Below are 22232 nucleotides of genomic sequence, written 5' to 3' on the forward strand. Positions count from 1 at the left end.
TTCTCAACGGTAGACAGTCAGCGCCAGCGCGCCGAACAGACAGGTAAACAGACTCAGGCGCAGCAGCGCCGGGTGCCAGAAAAAGCGGTACAGGTCGAACCCGGACAGGCATCGGTCCAGCGCCCAGGCCAGTGCCGCAGCAATGAAAAACATCAGCGTCATGGTCGGCATGTACACGCCGTGGAAGGCGATTTCACGTGGCATGTTCAAGTCTCTGGGACGTGGTTGTTGCATAGGCCGCGAGTGGCGATTGCGGGTCGAGCAATGAGGTGCGGATGAAGTGCAGATAGCTCTTCACTCGGCGCAATGCCGAGGTATCGAAGTGCGGGGCGAAGGGTTCGTCAGTGGCTTGCACACGGCTGATCGCGTGATCGACCGCGATCAGCCCGCGCTCCAGATTGCTCTGGCTCGGTTGCAGAAACAGCCGCATCAGCGAGCGGCCCATCACGCGGATGGCCTGGCGCCACGGCTGCGATTCGGCGTAGGCCGGATGCACCGGCAGAATCGCCTGCTCCTTGCGCAATTCAATGATCGCGTGGCCGACTTCCAGCACCACGAACATCCAGCGCAGCAGGTCCCGTTGCACCTGCGGCTGACCCGCTGCAAGGCCATAAGCCTGGTGCAGCAGATCCCGCGTGCGACTTTCAAAACGCGAGGCCAGCCCCTTGAGTTTGCCGCTGATCGCATACACCACTTGCCCGCGCAGATCCTGCTCGAGCCGACGCCATAACCAGCGACTGTTAGGCGGCAGAATGATCGCGCCTGCGGCGGCGCAGACCAACATGCCGAGCACCATGGCAATGTAGTCGTTGATGAAGGTGTAGGGGTTGTAGACGGTGAGGTTGTCCGGCACTGAACCGGTGCTGAAAAAGATCAGCAGACCGAGGCCAACACCGGCGTATTGCGGGCGCGAGCTCAGGAACGAGCCGAGCACAATTACGGGCGCGAGCATCACGCACAGCAACGGGAAACCATCGATCCACGGGAAGATGAAAAACATCTCGACGAAACCGATCAACGCCCCGAGGAATGTGCCGCAGGCCATCTGGAAGGCCATGCGTTTTGGATTCGGCGTCGCGGCTGAGAGGCCCACGGTCGCAGCGGCAATCAGGGTCATGGTCGCCCCGCTCGGCCAGGCGGTGGCGACCCAATAGCTGCCCAACACCACCAGAATGAACGCCGCGCGAATCCCCGATGCAGCCGAGGCCATCCAGTTGGTTTGCGGCGTGAACGGCTCGTCCCATTGCTCGCGCGCATGGCTGTGATCGGCCAGCGAAGCATGGGTCTGTGCATAACTGTGCAGGTCGTCGACGAAGCGATAAAGCAGTTCGTAAGCGGTGTGGAAATCGAGCTGCTCGGCGTCACTCGGGTCATTCTCCTGGAAGGTTGCCCGCAAGCTGCGAACCCGTGTCGGCAGCCCTTCCTTGTAGACGCTGAGCGCCGTCACCAAACGTGCCGCGTCGGGGCTGGTCAACGCGCGACCGCTGAAACCGTCGAGCACTTCGGCGAGGTCCTGCAAACCCGGTTTGATCGCCGCCACCACGTGATCGGCGCCGCTGCTGCGCAAGCGCTCAAGCAATTGGTGCAAGGCGTTGAACCGCGTGGTGATGCCCATGAACTCGCTGTTCAGACGACTCAGCCGACCGTTGCGCCGGCGCATGTGCGGGTCTTCGAACACGGTGACGCTGCGCAGCCCTTCGAGCCCGACGGCCTCGGCGATAAAGCGCACGTTGCTCGCTTCGAACGCCTCGCGTTGGCTGCGACCGCGCAAGCCGTCGGTGACGAACAGGGCAAACACGCCGAAGCGCTGATACAAAGCGTTGCGCATCGCCGCGCTGGCGGTTTGCGGCAGGATCGCGGCGCTGACCACGGTGGCGCAGACAATCCCGAGGGAGATTTCCAGCACACGCCAGACTGCGGCCATGAAGGCGCCGTCCGGATGCGCCAGGGCCGGCAAGCCGACCATCGCCGCGGTGTAACCGGCCAGCACAAAACCGTACGCCCGGAAGTTGCGGTAACGCGCCGCCCCCGCCGAACAAATGCCGACCCAGATCGCCAGCGAGCCGAGGAACAGCTCGGTGTTTTGAGCGAACAGGGCAATCAGCGCGACCATCACCGCCGAGCCGGCCAAGGTGCCGAGAAAACGATAGAAGCTCTTGGCGAACACCTGACCGCTTTGCGGTTGCATGACGATGAACACGGTGATCATCGCCGTGCGCGGTTGCGGCAATTCCAGGCGCATCGCCAGCCACAAGGTCAGGAAGGCGGCGAACAGCACTTTGAAAATGTACACCCAGGTCACGCCGTCACTGCGCGCCCAGTCGAAGAACCCCCGGCGCCATTCCAGGGAATACAGCCAGCGCAAAGGTGCGGGCAAGGGAGTCATGGAATCCTGCTCAGTGATCTGAGATTTTGGAGAGAGAGGGCAATGCACATTCATCGAGACAAATTGTTTGTGGTGAGGGGATTTATCCCCGTTCGGTTGCGCAGCAGCCGTTGAATCCTTTCATACGATGCGCCTGATGCACTGTGGTTGCAGGTTATGGGGCCGCTTCGCGACCCAGCGGGGATAAATCCCCTCGCCACATTCAACCCAATGGCCACAGGTTTTGTGTTCAATTCGAGAGGCTCTTCAGGAGAGCCGGGGTTTTCGGTGCGGCGGTCTTGCCGTCTTCCGGCACATCGTCGCCCGCACCCAGGCCGCCGCCGAGCGCCGTCACCAGTTCGGCGTGCGCACTTAGCCGCGCCGCCTGAACCTGCTGCTGAATCTGCTGCTGCTTGAACAGCAAGGTCTGGGCGTTGAGCACGTTGAGGTATTCGGTGAGGCCGCGCTGCCAGGCGATCATCGCGATGTCATACGTCTTCTGCGCCGTGGCGACCGACTCGGCGGCGAAGGTCTGTTGCTTGTCCATGGACGCGCGGCGGATCAACTGATCGGAGATATTTTTCAGCGCAGTGACCAGCGTCTGGTTGTACCTGGCCACCGCCATGTCGTACCCGGCAGAGGCTTCACCCAGCTCGGCACGCAAACGACCGCCATCGAAGATCGGCAGCGAGATCGCCGGGCCTACGCTGTAGTTGAGCTTCTTGCCGGTCAGAAACTCCAGCGCCCCGCCGCCGGTGGCCATGTAACCGAGGCTGCCGACCAGATCGACGTTGGGGTAAAAACCGGCGTGAGCGACATCGATGCCCCGCGCTTGCGCCGCCACTTGCCAGCGACTGGCGACCACGTCGGGACGCTGCCCGAGCAATTGCGCGGGCAACGACGACGGCAGTTTCAGCGCTGTGCCCAATGCCAGTGTCGGCCGCTGCAACTGCGCGCCGTCGCCCGGGCCTTTGCCTGCGAGAGCCGCGAGCTGATTGCGGCTCAGGGCGATTTTTTCGTCGAGCGCATCGAGCTGGCGGTGGGTTTCCGGCAGCGGTGTTTCGGCCTGGCTGACTTCAAAATGGGTGCCGATACCGCCGTTCAAACGTTTCTGGGCGAGGTCGAGAATTTGCTGTTGCTGTGCCAGGGTCGCGGCGACGATGTCCCGCTGCGCGTAATGCAGCGAGAGTTCGATGTAGGCGCGCACGAAGTTGTTCTGCAATTCGAGCTGGGCCAGGCGCGCTTCGGCGGCACTCATGTGCGCCATGTCCACGGCGCGCTCGGTGGCGTTGCTTTCGCGGCCCCAGAGGTCGAGGGCGTAGCTGAAACCCAGCGCGGCGTTGTTATCCCATGTCGTCGTGTTCGCCAGTTCGCCTGGCCCGTAGAACTGATCGGTGGGCCAGTTGTGGCGCTTGAGGGTGGATTCGCCGTTGATCTGCAGCGACTCGGCGGATTCGGCGAGGCCGGCCAGGGCTTTGGCCTGGCGCACACGCGCGGCCGCCATGGCCATGCTCGGGCTGCCTTGCAGCGCGAGGTCGATCCAGTGGTTCAGTTGCGGGTCGCCATAAGCTTGCCACCATTGGGCGGCGGGCCAGTGAGCGTCCTGCGCGGCGCTCTGGATGGCGGCGTCGGTGGCCAGGGAATCGGCCTCCAGGGCCTTGCCCTGCGGGGAAATACCTGCGGTTCCGATGCAGCCGCTGATTGCCAGGGTTAAAGCCAAAACACTGAGCGTCTGAAGCGCTCTGTTGATGCGACGCGGCACTGCGGCGATTTCCTGAAAGGGGAAGAGGCCCCGCGTAGGAGCTGCCGCAGGCTGCGATCTTTTGATCTTTGCTGTTAAACCAAAATCAAAAGATCGCAGCCTGCGGCAGCTCCTACCGGGATCGGCGCAATTCTAGGGGGCGTCCGGAAGCGCGATAAGTCGGGAATCCTGTGAATCTTTGTTACCGTTAGCGCGATAATCCGTAAGTCGGGGTCTCAGACCTTGAAACTTCGTGTCACAATTTGACATCGCACCCGAGAGCACCCCATGGACACTTTGCAAAACATGCGCGCCTTCAGCTACGTGGCCGAGGCCGGCAGCTTCACCGCCGCCGCCGTGCAACTCGACACCACCACGGCCAACGTCTCGCGCGCGGTCTCCAATCTGGAAGCCCACCTGCAAACCCGCCTGCTCAACCGCACCACGCGGCGCATCGCCCTGACCGAGGCCGGCAAGCGCTATCTGTTGCGTTGCGAGCAGATCCTGGCTTACGTGGAAGAAGCCGAAGCCGAAGCCAGCGATGCCCACGCCCGCCCCGCCGGGCAGCTCAAAGTGCACACCATGACCGGCATCGGTCAGCATTTTGTGATCGACGCCATCGCCCGCTATCGCAAGACGCACCCCGACGTGACCTTCGACCTGACCATGGCCAATCGCGTGCCGGATTTGCTCGACGAGGGTTATGACGTCTCCATCGTGCTGGCCAGCGAACTGCCGGACTCGGGTTTTGTGTCTCAGCGTCTGGGCATCACCTACAGCATCGTTTGCGCCTCGCCGGCCTATGTGAAAGCCAACGGTTGCGCGCAGAAACCGAGCGATTTGCTCAACCACGCGTGCCTGCGCCTGGTGAGCCCGGTGATTCCGCTGGAGAAATGGACCTTCGACGGGCCGGAAGGTCAGGAAATGGTGACCATCCACAGCTCGCCGTTCCTGGTGAACTCGGCGGACGCAATGAAGACTGCAATCACCAGCGGCATGGGTGTCGGCGTGTTGCCGGTGTACGCGGCGATTGAAGGGTTGCGCAACGGCTCGCTGGTGCGGGTGATGCCCAATTATCGGTCGCAGGAGTTGAACCTGTACGCGATCTACCCGTCTCGCCAGTACCTGGATGCGAAGATCAAAACCTGGGTCGAGTACCTGCGCGGATCGTTGCCGGAGATTCTGGCGGCGCATCAGGCGGAACTGGCGGCGTATGAACTGAGCGGCAGCCTGGGTGGGGCACGCTTGGCAAACTGACGCGAAGAGCATCGACGTGCCGGCGTACCTGCCACACCGTTGATCCCTGTGGGAGCGAGCTTGCTCGCGATAGCGGTGTGTCATCCGACATCAATGTTGAATGTTAATCCGCTATCGCGAGCAAGCTCGCTCCCACAGGTTTAGCGTTTGCCCGGGCACTCGCACAAAACCCGGGAAGAATGTTAGCGTGCTTGGCATTCTCCACGCCCGACGAGCCCTACTCCGATGAAAAAGACCGTCCTCGCCTTCAGCCGCATCACGCCCGAGATGATCGAACGCCTCAAGCAGGATTTCGACGTCATCGTGCCGAACCCGAAAAACGGCGACATCAACGCCCAGTTCAACGAAGCCCTGCCCCACGCCCATGGCTTGATCGGCGTTGGGCGCAAACTCGGACGGGCGCAACTGGAGAACGCCAGCAATCTGCAAGTGGTGTCCAGCGTTTCAGTCGGCTACGACAACTACGACGTCGGCTACTTCAACGAACGCGGGATCATGCTGACCAACACCCCGGATGTCCTCACCGAAAGCACCGCCGACCTGGCATTTTCCTTGCTCATGAGCAGCGCCCGGCGCGTCGCCGAGCTGGACGCCTGGACCAAGGCCGGCCAATGGCAAGCCACCGTTGGCGCGCCGCTGTTCGGCACCGATGTCTACGGCAAGACGCTGGGCATCGTCGGCATGGGTAACATCGGCGCGGCCATCGCCCGTCGGGGTCGGCTCGGGTTCAACATGCCGATTATCTACAGTGGCAACAGCCGCAAGACCGGGCTGGAGCAAGAGCTCGGCGCGCAGTTGCGCAGCCTCGACGAGTTGCTGGCCGAGGCCGATTTCGTCTGCCTGGTCGTGCCGCTCAGCGAAAAGACCAAACACCTGATCAGCCGTCGCGAACTGGCGCTGATGAAGCCGGGCGCGATTCTGGTCAACATCTCCCGCGGCCCGGTTGTGGACGAGCCGGCGCTGATTGAAGCCCTGCAAAACAACCAGATCCGTGGCGCCGGACTGGATGTCTACGAGAAAGAACCGTTGGCCGAATCGCCGCTGTTCCAACTGAAAAACGCAGTGACCTTGCCGCACATCGGCTCGGCGACCCACGAAACCCGTGAAGCGATGGCCAACCGCGCCCTGGCCAACCTGCGCAGTGCCTTACTGGGCGAGCGACCGCAGGATCTGGTAAACCCGCAGGTCTGGAAAGGCTGATTGAGAGGGGCAGGCGTACAAAACGTCTGTCCCGCCTCCCGGCATTCGATATTTTCTTAGACCCGCCAATACTACTGATACACACTTTGCAACTCAGTCAAACACGCAACAGACAAACCAACTTATAAACTCTCCTTACTTACCCGACATTGTCGGGAATCCGATTTGGAGAACTTTAAATTGAGCCATCTTACAACCGATAAAACTGTCCGATTCAGCAAAGCAACGCTCATGCTGTTCACGAGCTTTTTTGGAGTACTGATGCTGTACAGCAACTTCACTGACTACTCAACAAACTATGAATACATCGCTCACGTCCTGAGTATGGACACCACCCGCGAAGGCTCAAGATACCGAGATCGTGCGCTCACCTCAGCCATCGCTCACCACAGGGTCTATTGGCTAATCATTACGCTTGAAGTGCTGTTCACTGTTTTTTGCTTGATAGGCACCTACTATCTTTATAAAAATATAAACACTCCCGCAAAACAATTTCACGAGTCAAAAAAATTTGCAGTCATTGGATTGATGATTGCCATTTTTATTTATTACGTGGGCTTCCAGGTTATTGGAACCGAATGGTTCAACATGGACGAATCGCCTCAATGGAACTATAAGGATTGGGCTCGGCATATTGTCGACTTCATGATGCCGCTATTGATTTATGTGGTCATCCGGATCGAGCGCTAGTTGCTCACGCACCGATCCGAAAAATCCTTCAAGCCAGCTTTCCGTTGCCATGTACCGTCGGCGCCTTGGGTTTACGAAATACCAGCACGTTGCCCAGCATCACCAGCACCAGCCCGACCAGCGCCGGCGTGGTCCATTGGTAACCCTCGGCAAATGCCGACACATTGAGCGCCACCACCGGAAACAGCACGGTGCAATAGGCGGCGCGCTCGGGGCCCATACGCCCGACCAGCGTCAGGTAGGCGGTGAAGCCGATCACCGAGCCCGGAATGACCAGATACAGCAGCGAGCCGATGTAACGCGCATTCCATTCCATGTCGAACGGGATACCTTTGACCAGGCACCACACCGTCAGCATCGCCGCGCCGTAGGCCATGCCCCAGGCGTTGGTCGTCAGCGGTCTGAGACCGGCCTTCTGTTGCAGGCTCGACAGCATATTGCCGGCGGAAAAACACAGCGTGCCGAGTAGCGCCAGACCCAGGCCGAGCAAGGTTTGCGGGCTGGCGGTATGGCCGGCCAGCTCAGGCCAGAACAGCAGGCCTAACCCTAGCAAGCCCAGCGCCCCGCCCGCCAAAACGTTGCGAGCAATTTTCTGGCCGAAGAACACCCGCGCATTCAAGGCGTTCCACAGGGTGGCGGTGGAAAACACCACCGCGACCAGGCCGCTGGGAATCCACTGACTGGCCGTCAGGAAGCACATGAAGTTGATGCAAAACAGGCACACGCCCTGGGCCAGGCAAATCAGATGCCCACGCCGATTCATCACTTGCAGCTTGCGGCTGAGCAACAGCATCACGAACAGCACCAGCGCAGCGAGGCCGAAGCGATAGACAATCGATACCGGAATCGCCACCACCCCCAATTGCCATTTCAAGGCAATCCAGGTGGTGCCCCAGATCAGCACGGTGAGCAAGTACAAGGAAAGGTTCATGGCAAAGACTCCTGAATAGGAGCTCAGTGTCCTGCGCCGAATTGTTTTTCACTTGCATAAACTTGCGCTTTTGTCGGCGCAGAGGCTGGCAGGTCAATGTCTACGGAGTAGGATGCAAGGCGTTGGAGAAACGATCATGCCCGCACTGGAATCACTGCAAGTCTTTCAAGCCCTCAACCGCTCGCCCAATGCTCGCCTGGAGCACAGCGCCGAGCTCGGTGACGGCATGGCTGCAGCCTTGTGGAGCAATCATCACGATGCCCAGGACTATGAAGCGCCGAGCCATCACACGCTGTCGTGCTACATCGCCGGCGGCACCGGCACCTTTCGCCGCGACCAGCCCGGCACCAAGGGCGGCCCGGACAAGCTGTGCGTCCTGCCCGCCGACCATCAGTCAGGCTGGGTGATCAACGGCGATATCCGCCTCGCCCATCTTTATTTCAGCCCTGAACAGTTCGCCCTCGGCTGCGTCACCTTGCTGGACCGCGAGCCGCGGGAACTGCAATTGCGCGAAGCGACTTTTCTCGACGACCCACAGCAAGCCCGGCGCTTTCGCCAGATGCTCACCCTCAATTGGGAAGAGCCCGGCGAACGCGTGCTCACCAGCAGCCTGGCTCATGAAATGCTCAGCCATGCGTTACTCAGCCAGGTCGGGATGCGCGAAGGCTTGCGACTCAAGGGTGGATTGGCAGCGCATCAGCGACGGCAGTTAGTGGAATTCATCGACAGTCAGTTGGCCGAGCCCATTAGTCTCGGGCAATTGGCGGGGTTGTGCGCGCTGTCGGAGTATCACTTTGCGCGGATGTTCAGAGAGAGTTTCGGCTTGCCGCCGCATCAGTATGTATTGGCGCGGCGACTGAGCCGGGCGCGGGAGTTGTTGCGGTCGACGTCGCAGCCGTTGGGGGAGATTGCGCTGGCGTGCGGATTTGCCAGTGCGAGTCATTTTACCAACAGGTTTCGGCAGGCTTTGGGTGGAACGCCCGGGGAGTATCGGCAGGCGTTTTTGCGCTGACTCGGAGGACGCCATCGCTGGCAAGCCAGCTCCCACAGGTTTTTGTGTCGATTGCATATTCCGCTAACGACACAAACCCTGTGGGAGCTGGCTTGCCAGCGATGAACGATGTCAGAACTCCAGGGTGCTGGACAATGAGATCTGCCGCGAATCCCCCATCGACACAAAGAACCGGCTCGCCGCCGACGTGTAGTACGTTCGATCAAACAGGTTCTTCACGTTGAGCTGAAACTTGACCTTTTGCCCTTCAACCCTGGTGTCGTAGGTGGCAAACGCATCGGCCACGGTATAGCTCGGCAGGTCGAAATCATTCACCGCGTTCCCCGCCCGCTCACCCACATACCGCGCCCCCGCGCCAACCCGCAGCTGATCGCCACCGACGACAGTGCCAAAGTCGTAGACCGCCGACAGCGAGCCGCTGTTCTTCGCCACGTTCTGCAGTTTTTTACCTTTATAAGTCGGGTCCTCGGTCACTTCGGCATCGGTGTAGGCATAGCTGCCGATCAGGCTCCAGCGATCACTGAGCTGACCGCTCACATCCAGTTCCAGGCCCCGGGAACGTACTTCGCCGGCAGCGCTGTAGAGCGTCACCGGTCCTTCGGAGTTGGCCACCAGCACGTTGCGCTTCTTGATATCGAACAGCGCGACGTTGCCGGTTACTCGCCCTGGAATATCCAGCTTGGCCCCGACTTCCCAGGATTTGGCTTCTTCCGGCGCAATGCTGCCGTCGAGCACGGTGCTGCTGCCGCTGAGCGGCGCAATGGTCGAGTTGGGCTTGAACGATTCGGTGTAGCTGCCGTAGAACGACAGCGCGTCGGTGTACTTGTAGACCAGGCCGGCACGCGGTACCCACTTCTGGCCATTGCTGTCGGTATTGGCCTTGAACGGCACGCCTTTGCCGGCGTACTGGTCGTACTCCTGGAAACGTGCGCCGGCCACCAGAATCCACTGGTCGGTGAGGTGGATCGAGTCCTGCAGAAACAGCGAATCACTGCGCAGGATATCGGTCTGCGCACTGTCGGCCGGGCTGACCGTGGTGCCAGCGACTTCGCGACCGTAGACCGGGTTGAGATAGCTGAAGGTGGTCAGGCTTTTCTGGCGGAACAGGTCTGCCCGGTAGATCTTGCGGTACTCATCATCGACGCCAAACACCAAGTCATGCTGCAGGCCCAGCACATTGACCTTGCCTTCGAGGCTGGCCGTGGTGAAACGGTCGGTGCTGATCGCGTTTTGCGTGCCGTCCATGCTGCGGGTCAGGGTGCCCTTCGACGTGTCGATGGCCGTCACGCGCACCTGGCTGGCGTCGTAGGTTTCACGGTTCCAGCTGTAGCCGAAGTGGGCTTTCCAGTTGTCGTTGAGTTCGTGGTCAGCCTCGAAGTGATACAGGTCCGAGCGCCCCTCCATGTTGTTGAACGGCTCGTCGAGGCGACGCTCGCGGGAGATGTCCAGCGGATGGTTGTCACGCGGATCGATCAGCGTGCCGCGGTCAAACGGGGTCAGGAATTCACGGTGTTCGTAAGCGAACAACAGCGTCGTGCTTTCGCCGAACCAGGCCAGCGACGGCGCCACCAGCGTCTCGCGGTGCGTGCCGAAATTACGCCAGTAGTCTTCGTCTTCGTGGTCCAGCACCATGCGATAGGCCAGCCCGGAATCACCGAGGGCGCCAGTGCTGTCGAGGCCGCCACCGCTGCCGTTTTTGCCGTCACCGTAAGTCGAGCCGCGCAGGGTCAAGGCGTTGTATTGCGCCAGTTCGGGTTTCTTGCTGACCATGTTGACCACGCCGCCCGGGTCCTGGATGCCGTAGAGCAAAGAGGCCGGCCCCTTGAGCACTTCGACCCGCTCCACCGTGGCGTTGAGGCCCCGGCCCTGTATCACCGGCATGCCGTCGCGCATGATCGAGCCGTTGCGGTTGTCCCCGAAGCCGCGGGTCATCACCGAATCCTGGGTGCTGCCCAGCGTGTTGCCCTGGGTAATGCCGCTGACGTTGGCCAGCGCATCGTCGAGATTGCGCGGCGCCTGGTCGCGAATGACCTGGGCCGCAATGACGTTGACGGTCTGCGGGATTTCCTGGAGCAACGCCGATGAGCGCATCACCGAACTGGTGGGCGGTGGCTGATAACTCAGGGTTTGATCCATCACCGAAGTGATGGTGGTGGCGTCCAGGTTCAAGGTGCCTTCGGTGGGCAGCGGCTCCAGCGCCAGGGTGCGCGCATCGGTACGGCGAAAGGTGAAACCGGAGCCGCCGAGCAGACGCTGGATCGCCTGTTCGGCGCTCATCTGCCCGTTGAGCGCTGGCGCCTGAATGCCGTAGGGCGCTTCATCGGTGTAGACCACGCTGAGGCCGGTGATCCGGCTGAAGTCGCTCAAGGCCTGGGGCAGCGGTTTGGCGGCGATGTTGAAGCTGAACGGCGCAGGCTGCTGCGCCGTGCCTGCTCCAGCGGCCGATGCCACGCAAAACGGCTGCAACGTCATCGCCGACATACTCAGCGCCGAGGCACCCAACCACTGTTTGACCGAACCCGATTTTGCCCTGGACTTCATTGCTCATGACCTGTGTAGAACCGCTACGGATGCGAATGACTCGCAGTTTCAGTCACTACACGGATGGGGGTCGGGTTTACCTCACCAGAATTTTGAAAATAGTTGAAAAGATCAAAGGATCGCAGCCTTCGGCAGCTCCTACGGGGGGAACGCATGTAGGAGCTGCCGAAGGCTGCGATCTTTTGATCTTGCCTCAACGCAAAATAATCAGCCGCCCCACGGTGTGCTGCTCAAACCCCATCACCCCCTGCAACGAATTCAACACCGCCTGCGGATCCTTGCCCGGAAAACTGCCACTGACCCGCCGCGCCGCCAGTTCATCATCGAGCAGCACAATCCGTCCCGGGTAATAGCGCCGCAAATCCTGCACCACATCGGCCAGGGTCGCTTTGTAGTAATTGAGCCAGCCCTGACGCCACGCCAGCTGCGCCTCACTGTCCACGGCGTGCAGTTTTTCCGCAGCTCCTTCGGCGTACGCCACTTGCTGGCCGGCACTCAGAATCTGCTGTTCGGCGTGCTTGCCTGCCGTCACGCCGACTCGACCGGACAACACCGTAACCTGCGCCCCGCGAGGTTGCAGACGCACTTCAAACTGCGTACCCAGCACGCGCGTCTGACCCTTTTCGGCGTCGACCACAAACGTTTCGCCCGTGTGCGTCACGCTGAAAAAACCGGCGCCGCGCCGCAGTTCAACGTGCCGCTCGCCGCCCCTGAAATCCACGGCGATGGCGCTGTCGGCGTCCAGGGTGACTTGAGTTTGATCGGCCAGCGTGACGGTGCGGATTTCCCCCGGCGCCGACACATAATCAGCACCCAGGTCATCGACCCAGCGCAACGGCTGCCAGCCTGATCCCAGGCTGATCATCAACACCAGACACGCCGCCATCGCCAGCGCACCGGACCAACGCCGAACGCTGCCGCGGCGCGAGAGATTCATGGCATTCAAATAACCCTGCAAGGCCAACGCGTCTTCGCTGGCCAGCGTGCGCGCCGGTGCTTCACTCAACTCCCACACCACTTGCGCCTGGGCATACGCCTCGGCATGCGCGGGGTCGGCTTGCAGCCACTGGCTGAACGTGGCCTGGTCGCCGCTGCTCGGCTGATCGTGCAACAGGCTCAGCCAGGCGAACGCGTCCTGTTCCTGGGCGGGCGTCGGTGTGACAGGTTCGATGGGCTTCACGGTGCTTTCCCTGGCGTGCGCGGTTCGGGGTCCCGCAGGCTGGCCTTGCAGGCCTCGAGGGCGCGCATCATATGTTTTTCCACAGCGCTTTGGGACAACCCCATCGCCTTGGCGATCTCGGCGTACTTGCGCCCATGGATGCGATTGAGCAGAAAGATCTGCCGCGTGCGCTCGGGCAATGCGCGCAACGCCGCTTCGACGTGACGCAAATCGTTGCCGGCCTCCAGCGCAGCTTGCGGTTCGCTGCCGTGACTGTCCGGTTGATCCGGTTGCCAACCTTCGTTGACCCGCACCCGCGTGCCTTCGCTGCGCAGATGATCAATGGCGATGTTGCCGGCGCAGCGCAACAGGTAGGTGCTGAGCTCTTCGACCTGCACCAGCGGTCGGCGCCAGAAGCGTAGAAACAAATCCTGCACCAGGTCCGCCGCCGTCGCCCGACATCCCACGCGACGGTTGACCAGCGCTTCCATTTGCGAGCGCTGGGACAAGAACACCTGGAGGAAATGCGCGCGGGCGCCGCGAGGTTCGTCGTCCCGGGAGTCCGGAGGGCGGGCGATCATCGGTTCAGTACAGCGCAAACGCGGCGACGGGGCTGATGAGCAGGCTCACAGCCGCCAGTGACAAGGCCAGGCGCGGGCGATAGGGCATCAACAACACCAGCAGCAACGCACTGAGCATCAACACCGCAAACCACTCGACCAACCCGAGTCCCCAACCGGTCGCAGACACCGCCGCCCACAGTGACAATACCAGCAGCAACCCGCCAGCGAGCTTCAGGAGTTGGCGATGATGCGCCGTTGGCTTGCGGCGCAACAGCTCGGCGTGATGCCGCTCCATCGATAAGCACAGCGCGGTGAAACCTGCGTAACAGAGCAACAAGGCCAGCAACATTCAGTTAGCCCCTTGCTCAAGGTTGATCGGTTGCACAGGTCGGCGACCCATGATTTCAGCCTGTCCCGCACGTTGCATCTTCCATGCGGCCCAGGCGAAAAACACCCCGCTGCCCAGGCATGTCATGTCGAAGCCGGCCATCGCCCAATCGCCCTGCGCCAGCGTCACGCCCAAGTGATACGGCGTGGTCAACGCGTTCAACAGCGGCACCGCGGCAAACAGCAACGCCGCCAGCAGCAACTGTTCAACCCATGCCGCCCGGCCACGGCGGAGCATGGCGTGCAGCGCACTCAGCCCCCAAACGATAAAGAAGCAGTTCACCTCCCAATCCGCGCGCCCGGCGATGCCCATCGGCAACAATCGATTGGCCCAGAAAAACGCCGCCACCGCGACCATCAGCCCGGACATGCTGGCAATGTTCAGCACTTGCACCAGCCGCAACTCGAACGGCATCACCGCGCTTTTGACGTGTTTGAGCTGGCGCTTGCCCAGCCAGATCACCAGACCGGTGCCGATCATCGCCGTGCCGGCCAACCCGCAAATAAAATACAACCAACGCAACACCGGGCCAGCGAAATGGCCCATGTGCAAGCCGTAGAAACTGCCGGCAATCGCCCTCGGCAGCGATTGCTCCGGGGTCGTGCCGAGCAACTGGCCGGTCACGCCATTGAAAGTCACGGCGCTGCCGAAGTCATGGACCACACGATCGGCGCCGTCGCGCACCAGCACCACCGAAGCATTCGCATCACCCGGGTTGTTCACCGTGAGGCGCCCGACCCGCCCGCCCGACCACTGTTCGCGAGCCTTTTCCAGCAAGGGTGCGAGCGGCGCCAAGTGCGCCGCTTTACCCGCCAGTTCAGGCGCAGTGGAAGCCGGAAATACCTCATCGTAAAACGCCCGGACATTGCCGTTGTACGAAGCGAGAATGCTCGCCGGCATCACCATCGACATGAAAATCACCAGGCTGCTGTAGGTGATCATCAGGTGAAACGGCAGCACCAGCACGCCCACCGCGTTATGCCCGTCGAGCCAGGAACGCTGGCCCTTGCGCGGACGGAAAGTGAAGAAGTCCTTGAAGATTTTCTTGTGGGTGATGATTCCGCTGATCAGCGCAACAAACATCACCATGGCGGCGATGGTCGACAGCCAGCGGCCCCACGGGTGCGGCATCTGCAACTGAAAATGGAAGCGGTAGAAGAATTCGCCACCCATGGTTTCCCGGCCCTGCACTTCGGCGCCAGTTTGCGGGTCGAGCAGTTTTTCCGTGAACTGGCCACGCTGGCCGCGCGTGGCCGGGGTTTGCTGCCAGCGAACCGACAAGCCGGGTTCGCGGGCATCCGGCAAGTCGATGAGCCAGCGCGACGCGCCGGCGGCGTGTTGCTGAAGGTAGTTTTGCGCCTGGGCCAGGCTGGCCTCGGAGGTTACAGAACGCGCAGGAATTTCCGGCTGCATCCAGTGACTGATCTCATCCTTGAAATAGGCGAGCGTGCCGGTCAGGAAAATCGCGAACAGCAACCAGCCGAAGATCAGCCCGGCCCAGGTGTGCAGCCAGGCCATCGCCTGCCGAAAGCCCTCTTTCATAAGCGAGCCGCCCAAACCGCCAGCCCCGACACCGCCGCCAGCACCAGGCCAGGCACCATTAACCCGAGCCAGGCCCGCCACGCGCTACGGCAGGCAAAGCACCAGATCACTGCGCCGAGGTAGGCCAGAAACGAGGTCATCATCCCGGTGACCACGGCATCGGCACGGGCCATCGGCACCCACAGACTCAGGCTGACGCTGGCCAGCGCCGCGAGAATATAGCCGCCAAGCACCGCCGCCAGCACCCGGGAGGTGACGGCCAATCGATAGGAATGGGGGAGTGCTTTCATGGTTCGACCTTGAAACGGGTAAGGCAGCGTGAAAGTCACGGCGCCAACAAGGTCGCAATATTAATGATAAATATTCTCATACGCAAAGAGATCGATAAGCGCCATTGGATGACTGAGGATCTCTCGGGGGCAGGATTTCATTGTGGCGAGGGGATTTATCCCCGTTGGGCTGCGAAGCGGCCCCGAGACTGCAACCATAAAACATCAGATACACCGCGTGGATGATACGACTGCTTCGCATCCGAACGGGGATAAATCCCCTCGCCACAGGAATTCATTTTTACCCATCCTTGAAACAAGAACGGGCCTGCATAAGCAGGCCCGTTTCAGTGGTGGAAAGGTAAATATTGATTCAGACGTCAGCCGTTTTGTGCAGCCTGTTCGTTCTCGAGAAACTCGTCTTCCAGCAGCGCGTCGGCTGCTACTCGTTCGAACGGCACCACGGCGGCACGTGGTTTGCCCCGCAGCTTACCGAACAGATGCTCCAGCGCATGTTCGAGTTTTTCCGCCGCACCGTCGATCGCTTGCTCCAGGGTGTCGGCTTTATGGGTGACAGAAATCGGTTGATGGCCTTTTGGCCGCGCTTCCAGCTGGCAGCGCAAATCGTGGGGACCGGGCTTGTCGCCATTCTCGTCCCGCAGGTGAACCTCGACGCGTGTCAGGTCCTCTTCATAACGTTCGAGCGTGCTCTCAATGGTAGTACGTACCCACTCCTCCAGTCGGATGCTGCTTTGAATATGGTTATCACTGTTGACTTGGATTTGCATAGTTCATCCCTTATTTCAGCTAGCTCGCGAGAGGCCCTTCGGCTGGCCCTTGGGCGTCATCACCGTGACCTCTTACTTACACAATCGGTCTGCGCGCCGAACATTTCAACCCCTGGAAAAAGATAAATTTTCGTAGGCAAAAAAAGCCGGACAAGGAGCAAAAGCGCTGTTAAGGTCGGGAGTTGGGTCGCCTCGCTTGTTTGTCATAATTGCTCACATCTGCCGCTGCGCCAGCGGATGCAGGCTGCGGAAAATTCCCGCCTCTTCTACCAGCCAGTCATGCACCGCACGCACACCCGGATGGCTCAGCGCACCCGGCGCATACAGCAGCACGTAACGTTTGTGATTCGGCACCGCCAGCCCGAACGGCACAATCAACGTGCCCCGCTCGAGTTCATCGTTCAATAGCGTTCGCCGCGCAATCGCCACGCCCATGCCGGCAATCGCCGCCTCTATGGTCAGGTGGTTGCGATTGAACGTATGCCCGCGCCGCACGTCGGCGCCTTCAAAACCGATGGCGTTGAGATAGAACTCCCATTCCGCGTATTCATAGCTGCCGCGCCAGGCGGTGATGTCGTGCAGCAAGGGAAAATGCGACAGGTCGGCCGGTCCGTGCAGTGGCGGCCGCCCGCGCAACAGGCTCGGCGCACACACCGGGAAAATCTGCTCATCGAGCAAGGTGGTGGATAAAAGGCCAGGGTAGCTGCCGTCATTCAGGTCGATGGCCAGGTCGAAGTCACCCTCGTGCAACGCCACGCTGCTGTCTTCCGCCACCAAGCGCAATTGAATGTCCGGAAAGCGCTGCTGCAAACGCGGCAGACGCGGGGTCAGCCATTTGCTCAGGAACGACGGAATAGAGCGCAGGCGCAGGATTCCGCTGATCATGCCCGCGTCCAGTCGTCGCAATTCTGCGTCAATGCTGCCGTAAGCCTCGTTGACCGTAATGGCCAGGCGCTGGCCTTCTGCGCTCAATTCCACACCCCGGGCACGCCGGTGGAACAGTCGAAAACCCAGGCGCTCTTCGAGTTGGCGAATTTGCTGACTGACTGCACCCGGCGTGATGTGCAGCTCTTCGGCACAACGGGTAAACGACAGGTGCCGCGCGGCACAGGAGAACACGTGCAGCCAGACATAAGTCTGGGCGTGCAATTGGCGACTCATTGTTTAGTCCTGCTAAAGGCTGTCTTAGGAAGTTTCGTTGGTCACGTAGGACCGAGGTAGGCAGTATCGCCGACATTGCGCTTGTCCTACAAAAATGGCAGCGATTTCTCTCCCATTGCTTGTATAGGCTTTAGCATGGCTATCAGTGTTTTCGATCTTTTCAAAGTTGGCATCGGCCCGTCCAGCTCCCACACCGTCGGCCCGATGCGCGCCGCCGCGACCTTTGCCCAGGCACTGATGCAGCAGAATTTGCTGGACGCCGTGCGTCGGGTAGAGATCCGTCTTTACGGCTCTCTTTCCGCCACCGGCGTCGGCCACGCCACCGACCGCGCCTGTGTCATGGGCTTGATGGGCGAATGGCCGGACACGATCGATCCGACGAGCATCGACAGCCGCATCAACACCTTGCTCGAGACCGGCGAACTGCACCTCGCCGGAAAAACCACTATCGGTTTCAACTGGCAACGCGATCTCCTGCTGCTGGATGAGAGCCTGCCCTACCACCCCAATGCGATGTCTCTGACAGCCTTCGGTGAAACCGGAGAGCTGGCGGAGCAAACGTACTACTCGGTTGGCGGTGGTTTCATCATCGAAGCGGCCGAAGCCGAGTCAGGCATCGCGCCGACCAGTGACGTGGTGCTGCCCTACGATTTCTCCAGCGCCGCCGAACTGCTCAAGCTCTGCAACCAGCATGGCCTGCGTGTGTCCGAGTTGATGATGGCCAACGAACGGGCCTGGCGCAGCGAAGCCGAAATCCGTCAGGGTTTGCTGCACATCTGGTCGGTGATGCGCGAGTGTGTCGAGCAGGGCATGCGCCACGAAGGGATCCTGCCCGGCGGTCTGAATGTTCCACGTCGCGCAGCGAAATTGCACCGTGCCCTGTTGGAAATCGGTAAGCCGAACGTCATCACCTCGACCCTGTCGGCGATGGAATGGGTCAACCTGTTCGCCCTCGCCGTCAACGAAGAAAACGCGGCGGGCGGGCGCATGGTCACAGCGCCCACCAACGGCGCGGCAGGGATCATCCCGGCCGTCCTGCACTACTACATGAAATTCAACCCGGACGCGTCGGACGATGACGTCGTCGCGTTCTTTTTGGGCGCGGCGGCGGTCGGCATTCTCTGCAAGAAAAACGCCTCGATCTCCGGCGCCGAAGTCGGCTGCCAGGGCGAAGTCGGTTCGGCCTGCGCGATGGCGGCTGCCGGTCTGGCCGACGTGCTCGGAGCCACGCCCGAGCAACTGGAAAACGCCGCCGAAATCGGCCTGGAACATAACCTCGGCCTGACCTGCGATCCGGTTGGCGGGCTGGTGCAAGTGCCGTGTATCGAGCGCAATGCAATTGCCGCCGTGAAGGCCATCAACGCCACACAAATGGCCCTGCGCGGCGACGGTAAACACTTCATTTCCCTGGACCGGGTGATCCGCACCATGCGCGACACCGGCGCCGACATGCATGACAAATACAAAGAGACTTCACGGGGCGGTTTGGCTGTCAGCTGGGTGGAGTGCTGAGGAGCATTCCCTTACCGCCCGTAACCGTGAGCCCGAGCAAGAATAATAACGAGGCCAAAAACGATGACCGATGTACGTACACCCGCTGCCGACAATCCCGCTGTAGACCTGACACGCAATAAAGAAATTGCCCACAAGGGCTGGAGCAAACACGACACCACCTGGATGCTTGGCCTCTATGGCACGGCCATTGGCGCAGGCACGCTGTTTCTGCCGATCAATGCCGGTGTGGGCGGTTTCTGGCCGCTGTTGATCCTCGCGGTGCTGGCGTTCCCGATGACGTTTTTCGCGCACCGGGGCCTGACCCGCTTCGTGCTGTCGGGGCGTTCCGGGGACATCACCGAAGTGGTGGAAGAACACTTCGGCGTCGGTGCCGGCAAGCTGATCACCTTGCTGTACTTCTTCGCCATCTTCCCGATTCTGCTGGTGTACAGCGTGGCGCTGACCAACACCCTGAGCAGTTTCATGGAACATCAGTTGCACATCGCCCCGCCGCCTCGGGCGATTCTGTCGCTGGGGCTGATCCTCGGGTTGATGGCGATCGTCCGTTGCGGCCAGGGCGTCATCGTCAAATGCATGAGCGTGCTGGTTTACCCGTTCGTCGCAGCCCTGCTGCTGCTCGGCCTGAGCCTGATTCCAAACTGGAACGGCGCGTTTTTCGCCACCGCCAGCGAAGGCATGCCGATGCCGTTGTTCTTCAAAACCCTGTGGCTGGCGATCCCGGTGATGGTGTTCTCGTTCAACCATTCGCCGATCATCTCCGCGTTCGCCGTCGATCAGAAACAGCGTTACGGCGAACAGGCCGAGCGCAAGAGCAGCGGCATCCTCGCCATCGCCCACGGGATGATGGTGGTGACGGTGATGTTCTTCTGCTTCAGCTGCGTGCTGGCCCTGTCGCCCGCTGATTTAGCGGCGGCAAAGGCGCAGAACATCTCGATCCTGTCGTATCTGGCCAACCACTTCCAGACCCCGGTGATCGCTTACGCCGCGCCGTTGATTGCGCTGGTGGCCATCACCAAATCCTTCCTCGGCCATTACATTGGTGCCAGTGAAGGGTTTCAGGGGTTGATCGTGAAAAGCCTGCGCGGCCGTGGCCGGGTGATGTCCGCCAGCTGGCTGAACCGCGTGACGGCGCTGTTCATGATCCTCAGCTGCTGGGCCGTGGCAACGTTCAATCCGAGCATTCTCGGCATGATTGAAACCCTCGGTGGACCGATCATCGCCTGCCTGCTGTTCCTGATGCCGATGTACGCCATCCGCCGCGTGCCAGCCCTGCGCCAGTATTCGGGTCAGGCGTCGAACGTGTTCGTGGTGCTGATCGGTCTGATTGCACTGTCAGCGATCATTTACTCGTTCATGCCCTGAAACGGGCAGATGCCCCCTGCAGGAGCGAGCTCGCTCGCGATGAACCAGAGAGCGCCGCGTTTACCCGGTAAACACGGGTTAACGTTGGCGTCCATCGCGAGCAAGCTCGCTCCTACAGGGGCCGATGATTGTTCGACAATCTTTCCGGCATGCCCCTTGCTACATCCGTGTAGGAGCTGCCGAACGCGGCCCGAGCCTTCGGCAGCTCCTACAAAGCGATGACGGTATATGGCTGTGGAATGCCGATGGTCTGGAGTTGCGAACCAACCCGATCATGGCCGGTCAACAACTGCACGTTCAATCAGGCGGTGACGCAACATGGACAACCCCTTTCAGCTCATTACCGATGCCTTCGCACCGGACTATCAGATCAACCTGAGCATTCAGGGTCTGGACGGCAGCATCATGCTGACCCTGTCCAACAGCGGCCACGTCGTGGCCAAGCGGATGATCAGCGCCGAACAACGCAATGACCCCAAGCGCCTCAAACGCCTGGTGCAAAGCATCCAGTTCGGCATTGCCATCGAGCAGGGCCACAGCGCCATGTCTATCCTTGAAGCCATGACCGACGGCGACAACTGCAACCTGCCGCCGCCGTCCGTCAAAGATCAGCCGCGGCTGGCCATGCGGCTTTAGATTTCGCCCTTCTCCACCTCGGGATGCTCACCGGAACCCGCACCGACCTTGCGTTGCGGGTGTTCGATCTTCACCGAAGGGAATTGCGATGAAGCGTAACGCACCACCAGAATCGCAAACGCCAGCAGCAGAATGCCGCCGCACAGGTAAATGATGCCCAGATCAGGCGGATTGTGGTGCGAGACGTTGGAGATCAGCAGTCGCGTCAGCGCCGTGATTGCCACATAGATCAGGAAACGCACCGGCATGTGGTTGGTCTTGAAATAAATCCCGACCATCGCCCCCAGTTCGAGATAGATGAACAGCAGCAAGATGTCATCGATCTTGATATGCCCCTGCTCCAGCATTCCCAAAAATTCCATTACCGCCGCCCAGGCGGTCACCGCACCGATGGCGAACAGCGCCAGGTAGTGGAAGGTCTCGACGAACAGATTGCCCAGGGACTCGGCGAGTTGGTGCACATTCTGCCGCAGGTTCTCGGCCCAGTTGATTTTCACGATGATTCTTCCTTAGCCCGGTTCGAGCGGATGATGCGGGTTGGACGTGACGGTTGATCTGCATGCAGAAAAAAGGCCAGATACTGTTGGGTGAGATGATGGCTGCGTGATATGAGACACGTTGGCGGTGGTTGGACGGACGCCATCGCGGGCAAGCCCGCTCCCACAGGGTTCAGCGGTGATCCTTGTGGGAGCGGGCTTGCCCGCGAAAGGCGCAACACAATCAACCTGACATACCCCGATTTCGGTCTACATTGAAAAGCCACTACCCAAAGCGCAGGGATTCGCTTATCCTTTTCGCTGTATATAAATACAGTGGTCGAAACAGACAACTATCGTGAAGGCATGTGAGGTGGTGAATGGCCGTCGAAGTGGTATACCGCAGCAGCCGAGATCTGGAGCGTTTGTTCATGGATAAAGCCGAAGCTGACCGTCATGACAAAATGCTCGAACTGGCCGAACTGCTGGCTGAAGTGTTGCAAAAAGCCGTTCCGTCCCTGAGCGAGCAGCAAGTGGAAGAAGCCGGAATCTACATGGCGAAGAACCGTGATGTGTTCGCCAAGGCGTTCAAGAGCCAGCCGGATGCGTTGACTGAATTGCTCAATGCACCCGCTG

Annotated in this window: 20 protein-coding genes and 1 pseudogene; 8 read left to right on the forward strand and 13 right to left on the reverse strand. The window is 60.6% G+C overall.

Features of this window, described 5'->3' with window-relative positions; genetic code table 11:
* Positions 1–3: 3 nt before the first annotated feature.
* The 3 genes from F8N62_RS06370 to F8N62_RS06380 form a co-directional block, all read right to left on the reverse strand.
* A complete protein-coding gene (locus F8N62_RS06370) occupies positions 4–204 on the reverse strand; it encodes a DUF1656 domain-containing protein (RefSeq protein ID WP_008010624.1) in 201 nt (66 codons plus the stop codon).
* On the reverse strand, positions 194–2386 hold the full coding sequence (locus tag F8N62_RS06375) for an FUSC family protein (RefSeq protein WP_150710147.1): 2193 nt from the start codon (positions 2384–2386) through the stop codon (positions 194–196). Before F8N62_RS06375 ends, F8N62_RS06370 begins: the two co-directional genes overlap by 11 nt.
* 229 nt (positions 2387–2615) lie before the next feature.
* Positions 2616–4127 (reverse strand): efflux transporter outer membrane subunit, encoded by a 1512-nt coding sequence (locus F8N62_RS06380; RefSeq protein ID WP_150710148.1) that lies wholly within the window; start codon positions 4125–4127, stop codon positions 2616–2618.
* 267 nt (positions 4128–4394) lie between these two features.
* Between F8N62_RS06380 and F8N62_RS06385 the strand changes: the two genes are divergently transcribed.
* The 3 genes from F8N62_RS06385 (at position 4395) to F8N62_RS06395 (ending at position 7253) form a co-directional block, all read left to right on the forward strand.
* A complete protein-coding gene (locus F8N62_RS06385) occupies positions 4395–5363 on the forward strand; it encodes a LysR family transcriptional regulator (RefSeq protein ID WP_150710149.1) in 969 nt (322 codons plus the stop codon).
* Between the two features lie 225 nt (positions 5364–5588).
* The gene (locus F8N62_RS06390) at positions 5589–6563 is read left to right on the forward strand and encodes a 2-hydroxyacid dehydrogenase (protein ID WP_150710150.1); all 975 of its coding nucleotides are present in this window, start codon (positions 5589–5591) and stop codon (positions 6561–6563) included.
* A gap of 180 nt (positions 6564–6743) precedes the next feature.
* A complete protein-coding gene (locus F8N62_RS06395; protein ID WP_150710151.1) occupies positions 6744–7253 on the forward strand; it encodes a DUF2165 family protein in 510 nt (169 codons plus the stop codon).
* 28 nt (positions 7254–7281) lie between these two features.
* Here F8N62_RS06395 and F8N62_RS06400 read toward each other — a convergent pair whose 3' ends face one another.
* Positions 7282–8184 (reverse strand): DMT family transporter, encoded by a 903-nt coding sequence (locus tag F8N62_RS06400; protein WP_150710152.1) that lies wholly within the window; start codon positions 8182–8184, stop codon positions 7282–7284.
* A gap of 136 nt (positions 8185–8320) precedes the next feature.
* On the opposite strand from F8N62_RS06400, the gene F8N62_RS06405 reads away from it, so the two are divergent.
* The gene (locus F8N62_RS06405) at positions 8321–9196 is read left to right on the forward strand and encodes a helix-turn-helix domain-containing protein (protein WP_150710153.1); all 876 of its coding nucleotides are present in this window, start codon (positions 8321–8323) and stop codon (positions 9194–9196) included.
* 111 nt (positions 9197–9307) lie between these two features.
* On the opposite strand, the gene F8N62_RS06410 is transcribed toward F8N62_RS06405, so the two are convergent.
* From F8N62_RS06410 to F8N62_RS06445, 8 genes are all read right to left on the reverse strand, one after another.
* Positions 9308–11737, reverse strand: a complete 2430-nt coding sequence (locus tag F8N62_RS06410) for a TonB-dependent siderophore receptor (protein WP_150710154.1) — start codon at positions 11735–11737, stop codon at positions 9308–9310.
* Positions 11738–11930: 193 nt separating this feature from the next.
* The gene (locus F8N62_RS06415) at positions 11931–12917 is read right to left on the reverse strand and encodes a FecR family protein (RefSeq protein ID WP_150710155.1); all 987 of its coding nucleotides are present in this window, start codon (positions 12915–12917) and stop codon (positions 11931–11933) included.
* Positions 12914–13477, reverse strand: coding sequence for an RNA polymerase sigma factor (locus tag F8N62_RS06420; RefSeq protein ID WP_150710156.1), 564 nt, complete (start codon positions 13475–13477; stop codon positions 12914–12916). The genes F8N62_RS06415 and F8N62_RS06420 overlap by 4 nt, the downstream gene beginning before the upstream one ends.
* 4 nt (positions 13478–13481) lie before the next feature.
* Entirely contained in the window at positions 13482–13808 is a 327-nt protein-coding gene (locus F8N62_RS06425) for a DUF3325 domain-containing protein (protein WP_150710157.1), read from the reverse strand.
* The gene (locus F8N62_RS06430; RefSeq protein ID WP_150710158.1) at positions 13809–15389 is read right to left on the reverse strand and encodes a PepSY-associated TM helix domain-containing protein; all 1581 of its coding nucleotides are present in this window, start codon (positions 15387–15389) and stop codon (positions 13809–13811) included. It lies immediately after the preceding gene.
* The gene (locus tag F8N62_RS06435; protein ID WP_150710159.1) at positions 15386–15679 is read right to left on the reverse strand and encodes a DUF3649 domain-containing protein; all 294 of its coding nucleotides are present in this window, start codon (positions 15677–15679) and stop codon (positions 15386–15388) included. Before F8N62_RS06435 ends, F8N62_RS06430 begins: the two co-directional genes overlap by 4 nt.
* A gap of 359 nt (positions 15680–16038) precedes the next feature.
* A complete protein-coding gene (locus F8N62_RS06440; RefSeq protein WP_150710160.1) occupies positions 16039–16446 on the reverse strand; it encodes an HPF/RaiA family ribosome-associated protein in 408 nt (135 codons plus the stop codon).
* A gap of 213 nt (positions 16447–16659) precedes the next feature.
* On the reverse strand, positions 16660–17607 hold the full coding sequence (locus F8N62_RS06445) for a LysR substrate-binding domain-containing protein (protein ID WP_150710161.1): 948 nt from the start codon (positions 17605–17607) through the stop codon (positions 16660–16662).
* 135 nt (positions 17608–17742) lie between these two features.
* Here F8N62_RS06445 and F8N62_RS06450 point away from each other — a divergent pair, with 135 nt between their 5' ends.
* The 3 genes from F8N62_RS06450 to F8N62_RS06460 all read left to right on the forward strand — a co-directional run bounded on the left by F8N62_RS06450 (position 17743) and on the right by F8N62_RS06460 (position 21120).
* Positions 17743–19119, forward strand: coding sequence for an L-serine ammonia-lyase (locus F8N62_RS06450; protein WP_150710162.1), 1377 nt, complete (start codon positions 17743–17745; stop codon positions 19117–19119).
* 63 nt (positions 19120–19182) lie between these two features.
* Positions 19183–20484, forward strand: a complete 1302-nt coding sequence (locus F8N62_RS06455; RefSeq protein ID WP_150710163.1) for a serine/threonine transporter — start codon at positions 19183–19185, stop codon at positions 20482–20484.
* Between the two features lie 318 nt (positions 20485–20802).
* Positions 20803–21120 (forward strand): DUF3509 domain-containing protein, encoded by a 318-nt coding sequence (locus tag F8N62_RS06460; protein ID WP_150710164.1) that lies wholly within the window; start codon positions 20803–20805, stop codon positions 21118–21120.
* Here F8N62_RS06460 and F8N62_RS06465 read toward each other — a convergent pair.
* The gene (locus F8N62_RS06465; protein WP_150710165.1) at positions 21117–21617 is read right to left on the reverse strand and encodes a phosphate-starvation-inducible protein PsiE; all 501 of its coding nucleotides are present in this window, start codon (positions 21615–21617) and stop codon (positions 21117–21119) included. The genes F8N62_RS06460 and F8N62_RS06465 overlap by 4 nt on opposite strands.
* Positions 21618–21976: 359 nt before the next feature.
* Between F8N62_RS06465 and F8N62_RS06470 the strand changes: the two are divergent.
* Positions 21977–22231: pseudogene (locus tag F8N62_RS06470) on the forward strand (YebG family protein); the annotation flags it as partial.
* Position 22232 lies beyond the last annotated feature (1 nt).

Origin of the sequence: Pseudomonas fluorescens (assembly GCF_902497785.1) — a bacterium.
GTDB lineage: Bacteria > Pseudomonadota > Gammaproteobacteria > Pseudomonadales > Pseudomonadaceae > Aquipseudomonas > Aquipseudomonas fluorescens_BO.

Excerpts from the sequence above, each read along its gene's own strand:
- F8N62_RS06370 (WP_008010624.1), bottom strand. The coding sequence starts at position 204 with ATGCCACGTGAAATCGCCTTCCACGGCGTGTACATGCCGACCATGACG.
- F8N62_RS06375 (WP_150710147.1), bottom strand. The coding sequence starts at position 2,386 with ATGACTCCCTTGCCCGCACCTTTGCGCTGGCTGTATTCCCTGGAATGG.
- F8N62_RS06385 (WP_150710149.1), top strand. The coding sequence starts at position 4,395 with ATGGACACTTTGCAAAACATGCGCGCCTTCAGCTACGTGGCCGAGGCC.
- F8N62_RS06390 (WP_150710150.1), top strand. The coding sequence starts at position 5,589 with ATGAAAAAGACCGTCCTCGCCTTCAGCCGCATCACGCCCGAGATGATC.
- F8N62_RS06400 (WP_150710152.1), bottom strand. The coding sequence starts at position 8,184 with ATGAACCTTTCCTTGTACTTGCTCACCGTGCTGATCTGGGGCACCACC.
- F8N62_RS06405 (WP_150710153.1), top strand. The coding sequence starts at position 8,321 with ATGCCCGCACTGGAATCACTGCAAGTCTTTCAAGCCCTCAACCGCTCG.
- F8N62_RS06410 (WP_150710154.1), bottom strand. The coding sequence starts at position 11,737 with ATGAAGTCCAGGGCAAAATCGGGTTCGGTCAAACAGTGGTTGGGTGCC.
- F8N62_RS06420 (WP_150710156.1), bottom strand. The coding sequence starts at position 13,477 with ATGATCGCCCGCCCTCCGGACTCCCGGGACGACGAACCTCGCGGCGCC.
- F8N62_RS06425 (WP_150710157.1), bottom strand. The coding sequence starts at position 13,808 with ATGTTGCTGGCCTTGTTGCTCTGTTACGCAGGTTTCACCGCGCTGTGC.
- F8N62_RS06430 (WP_150710158.1), bottom strand. The coding sequence starts at position 15,389 with ATGAAAGAGGGCTTTCGGCAGGCGATGGCCTGGCTGCACACCTGGGCC.
- F8N62_RS06435 (WP_150710159.1), bottom strand. The coding sequence starts at position 15,679 with ATGAAAGCACTCCCCCATTCCTATCGATTGGCCGTCACCTCCCGGGTG.
- F8N62_RS06440 (WP_150710160.1), bottom strand. The coding sequence starts at position 16,446 with ATGCAAATCCAAGTCAACAGTGATAACCATATTCAAAGCAGCATCCGA.
- F8N62_RS06445 (WP_150710161.1), bottom strand. The coding sequence starts at position 17,607 with ATGAGTCGCCAATTGCACGCCCAGACTTATGTCTGGCTGCACGTGTTC.
- F8N62_RS06450 (WP_150710162.1), top strand. The coding sequence starts at position 17,743 with ATGGCTATCAGTGTTTTCGATCTTTTCAAAGTTGGCATCGGCCCGTCC.
- F8N62_RS06455 (WP_150710163.1), top strand. The coding sequence starts at position 19,183 with ATGACCGATGTACGTACACCCGCTGCCGACAATCCCGCTGTAGACCTG.
- F8N62_RS06460 (WP_150710164.1), top strand. The coding sequence starts at position 20,803 with ATGGACAACCCCTTTCAGCTCATTACCGATGCCTTCGCACCGGACTAT.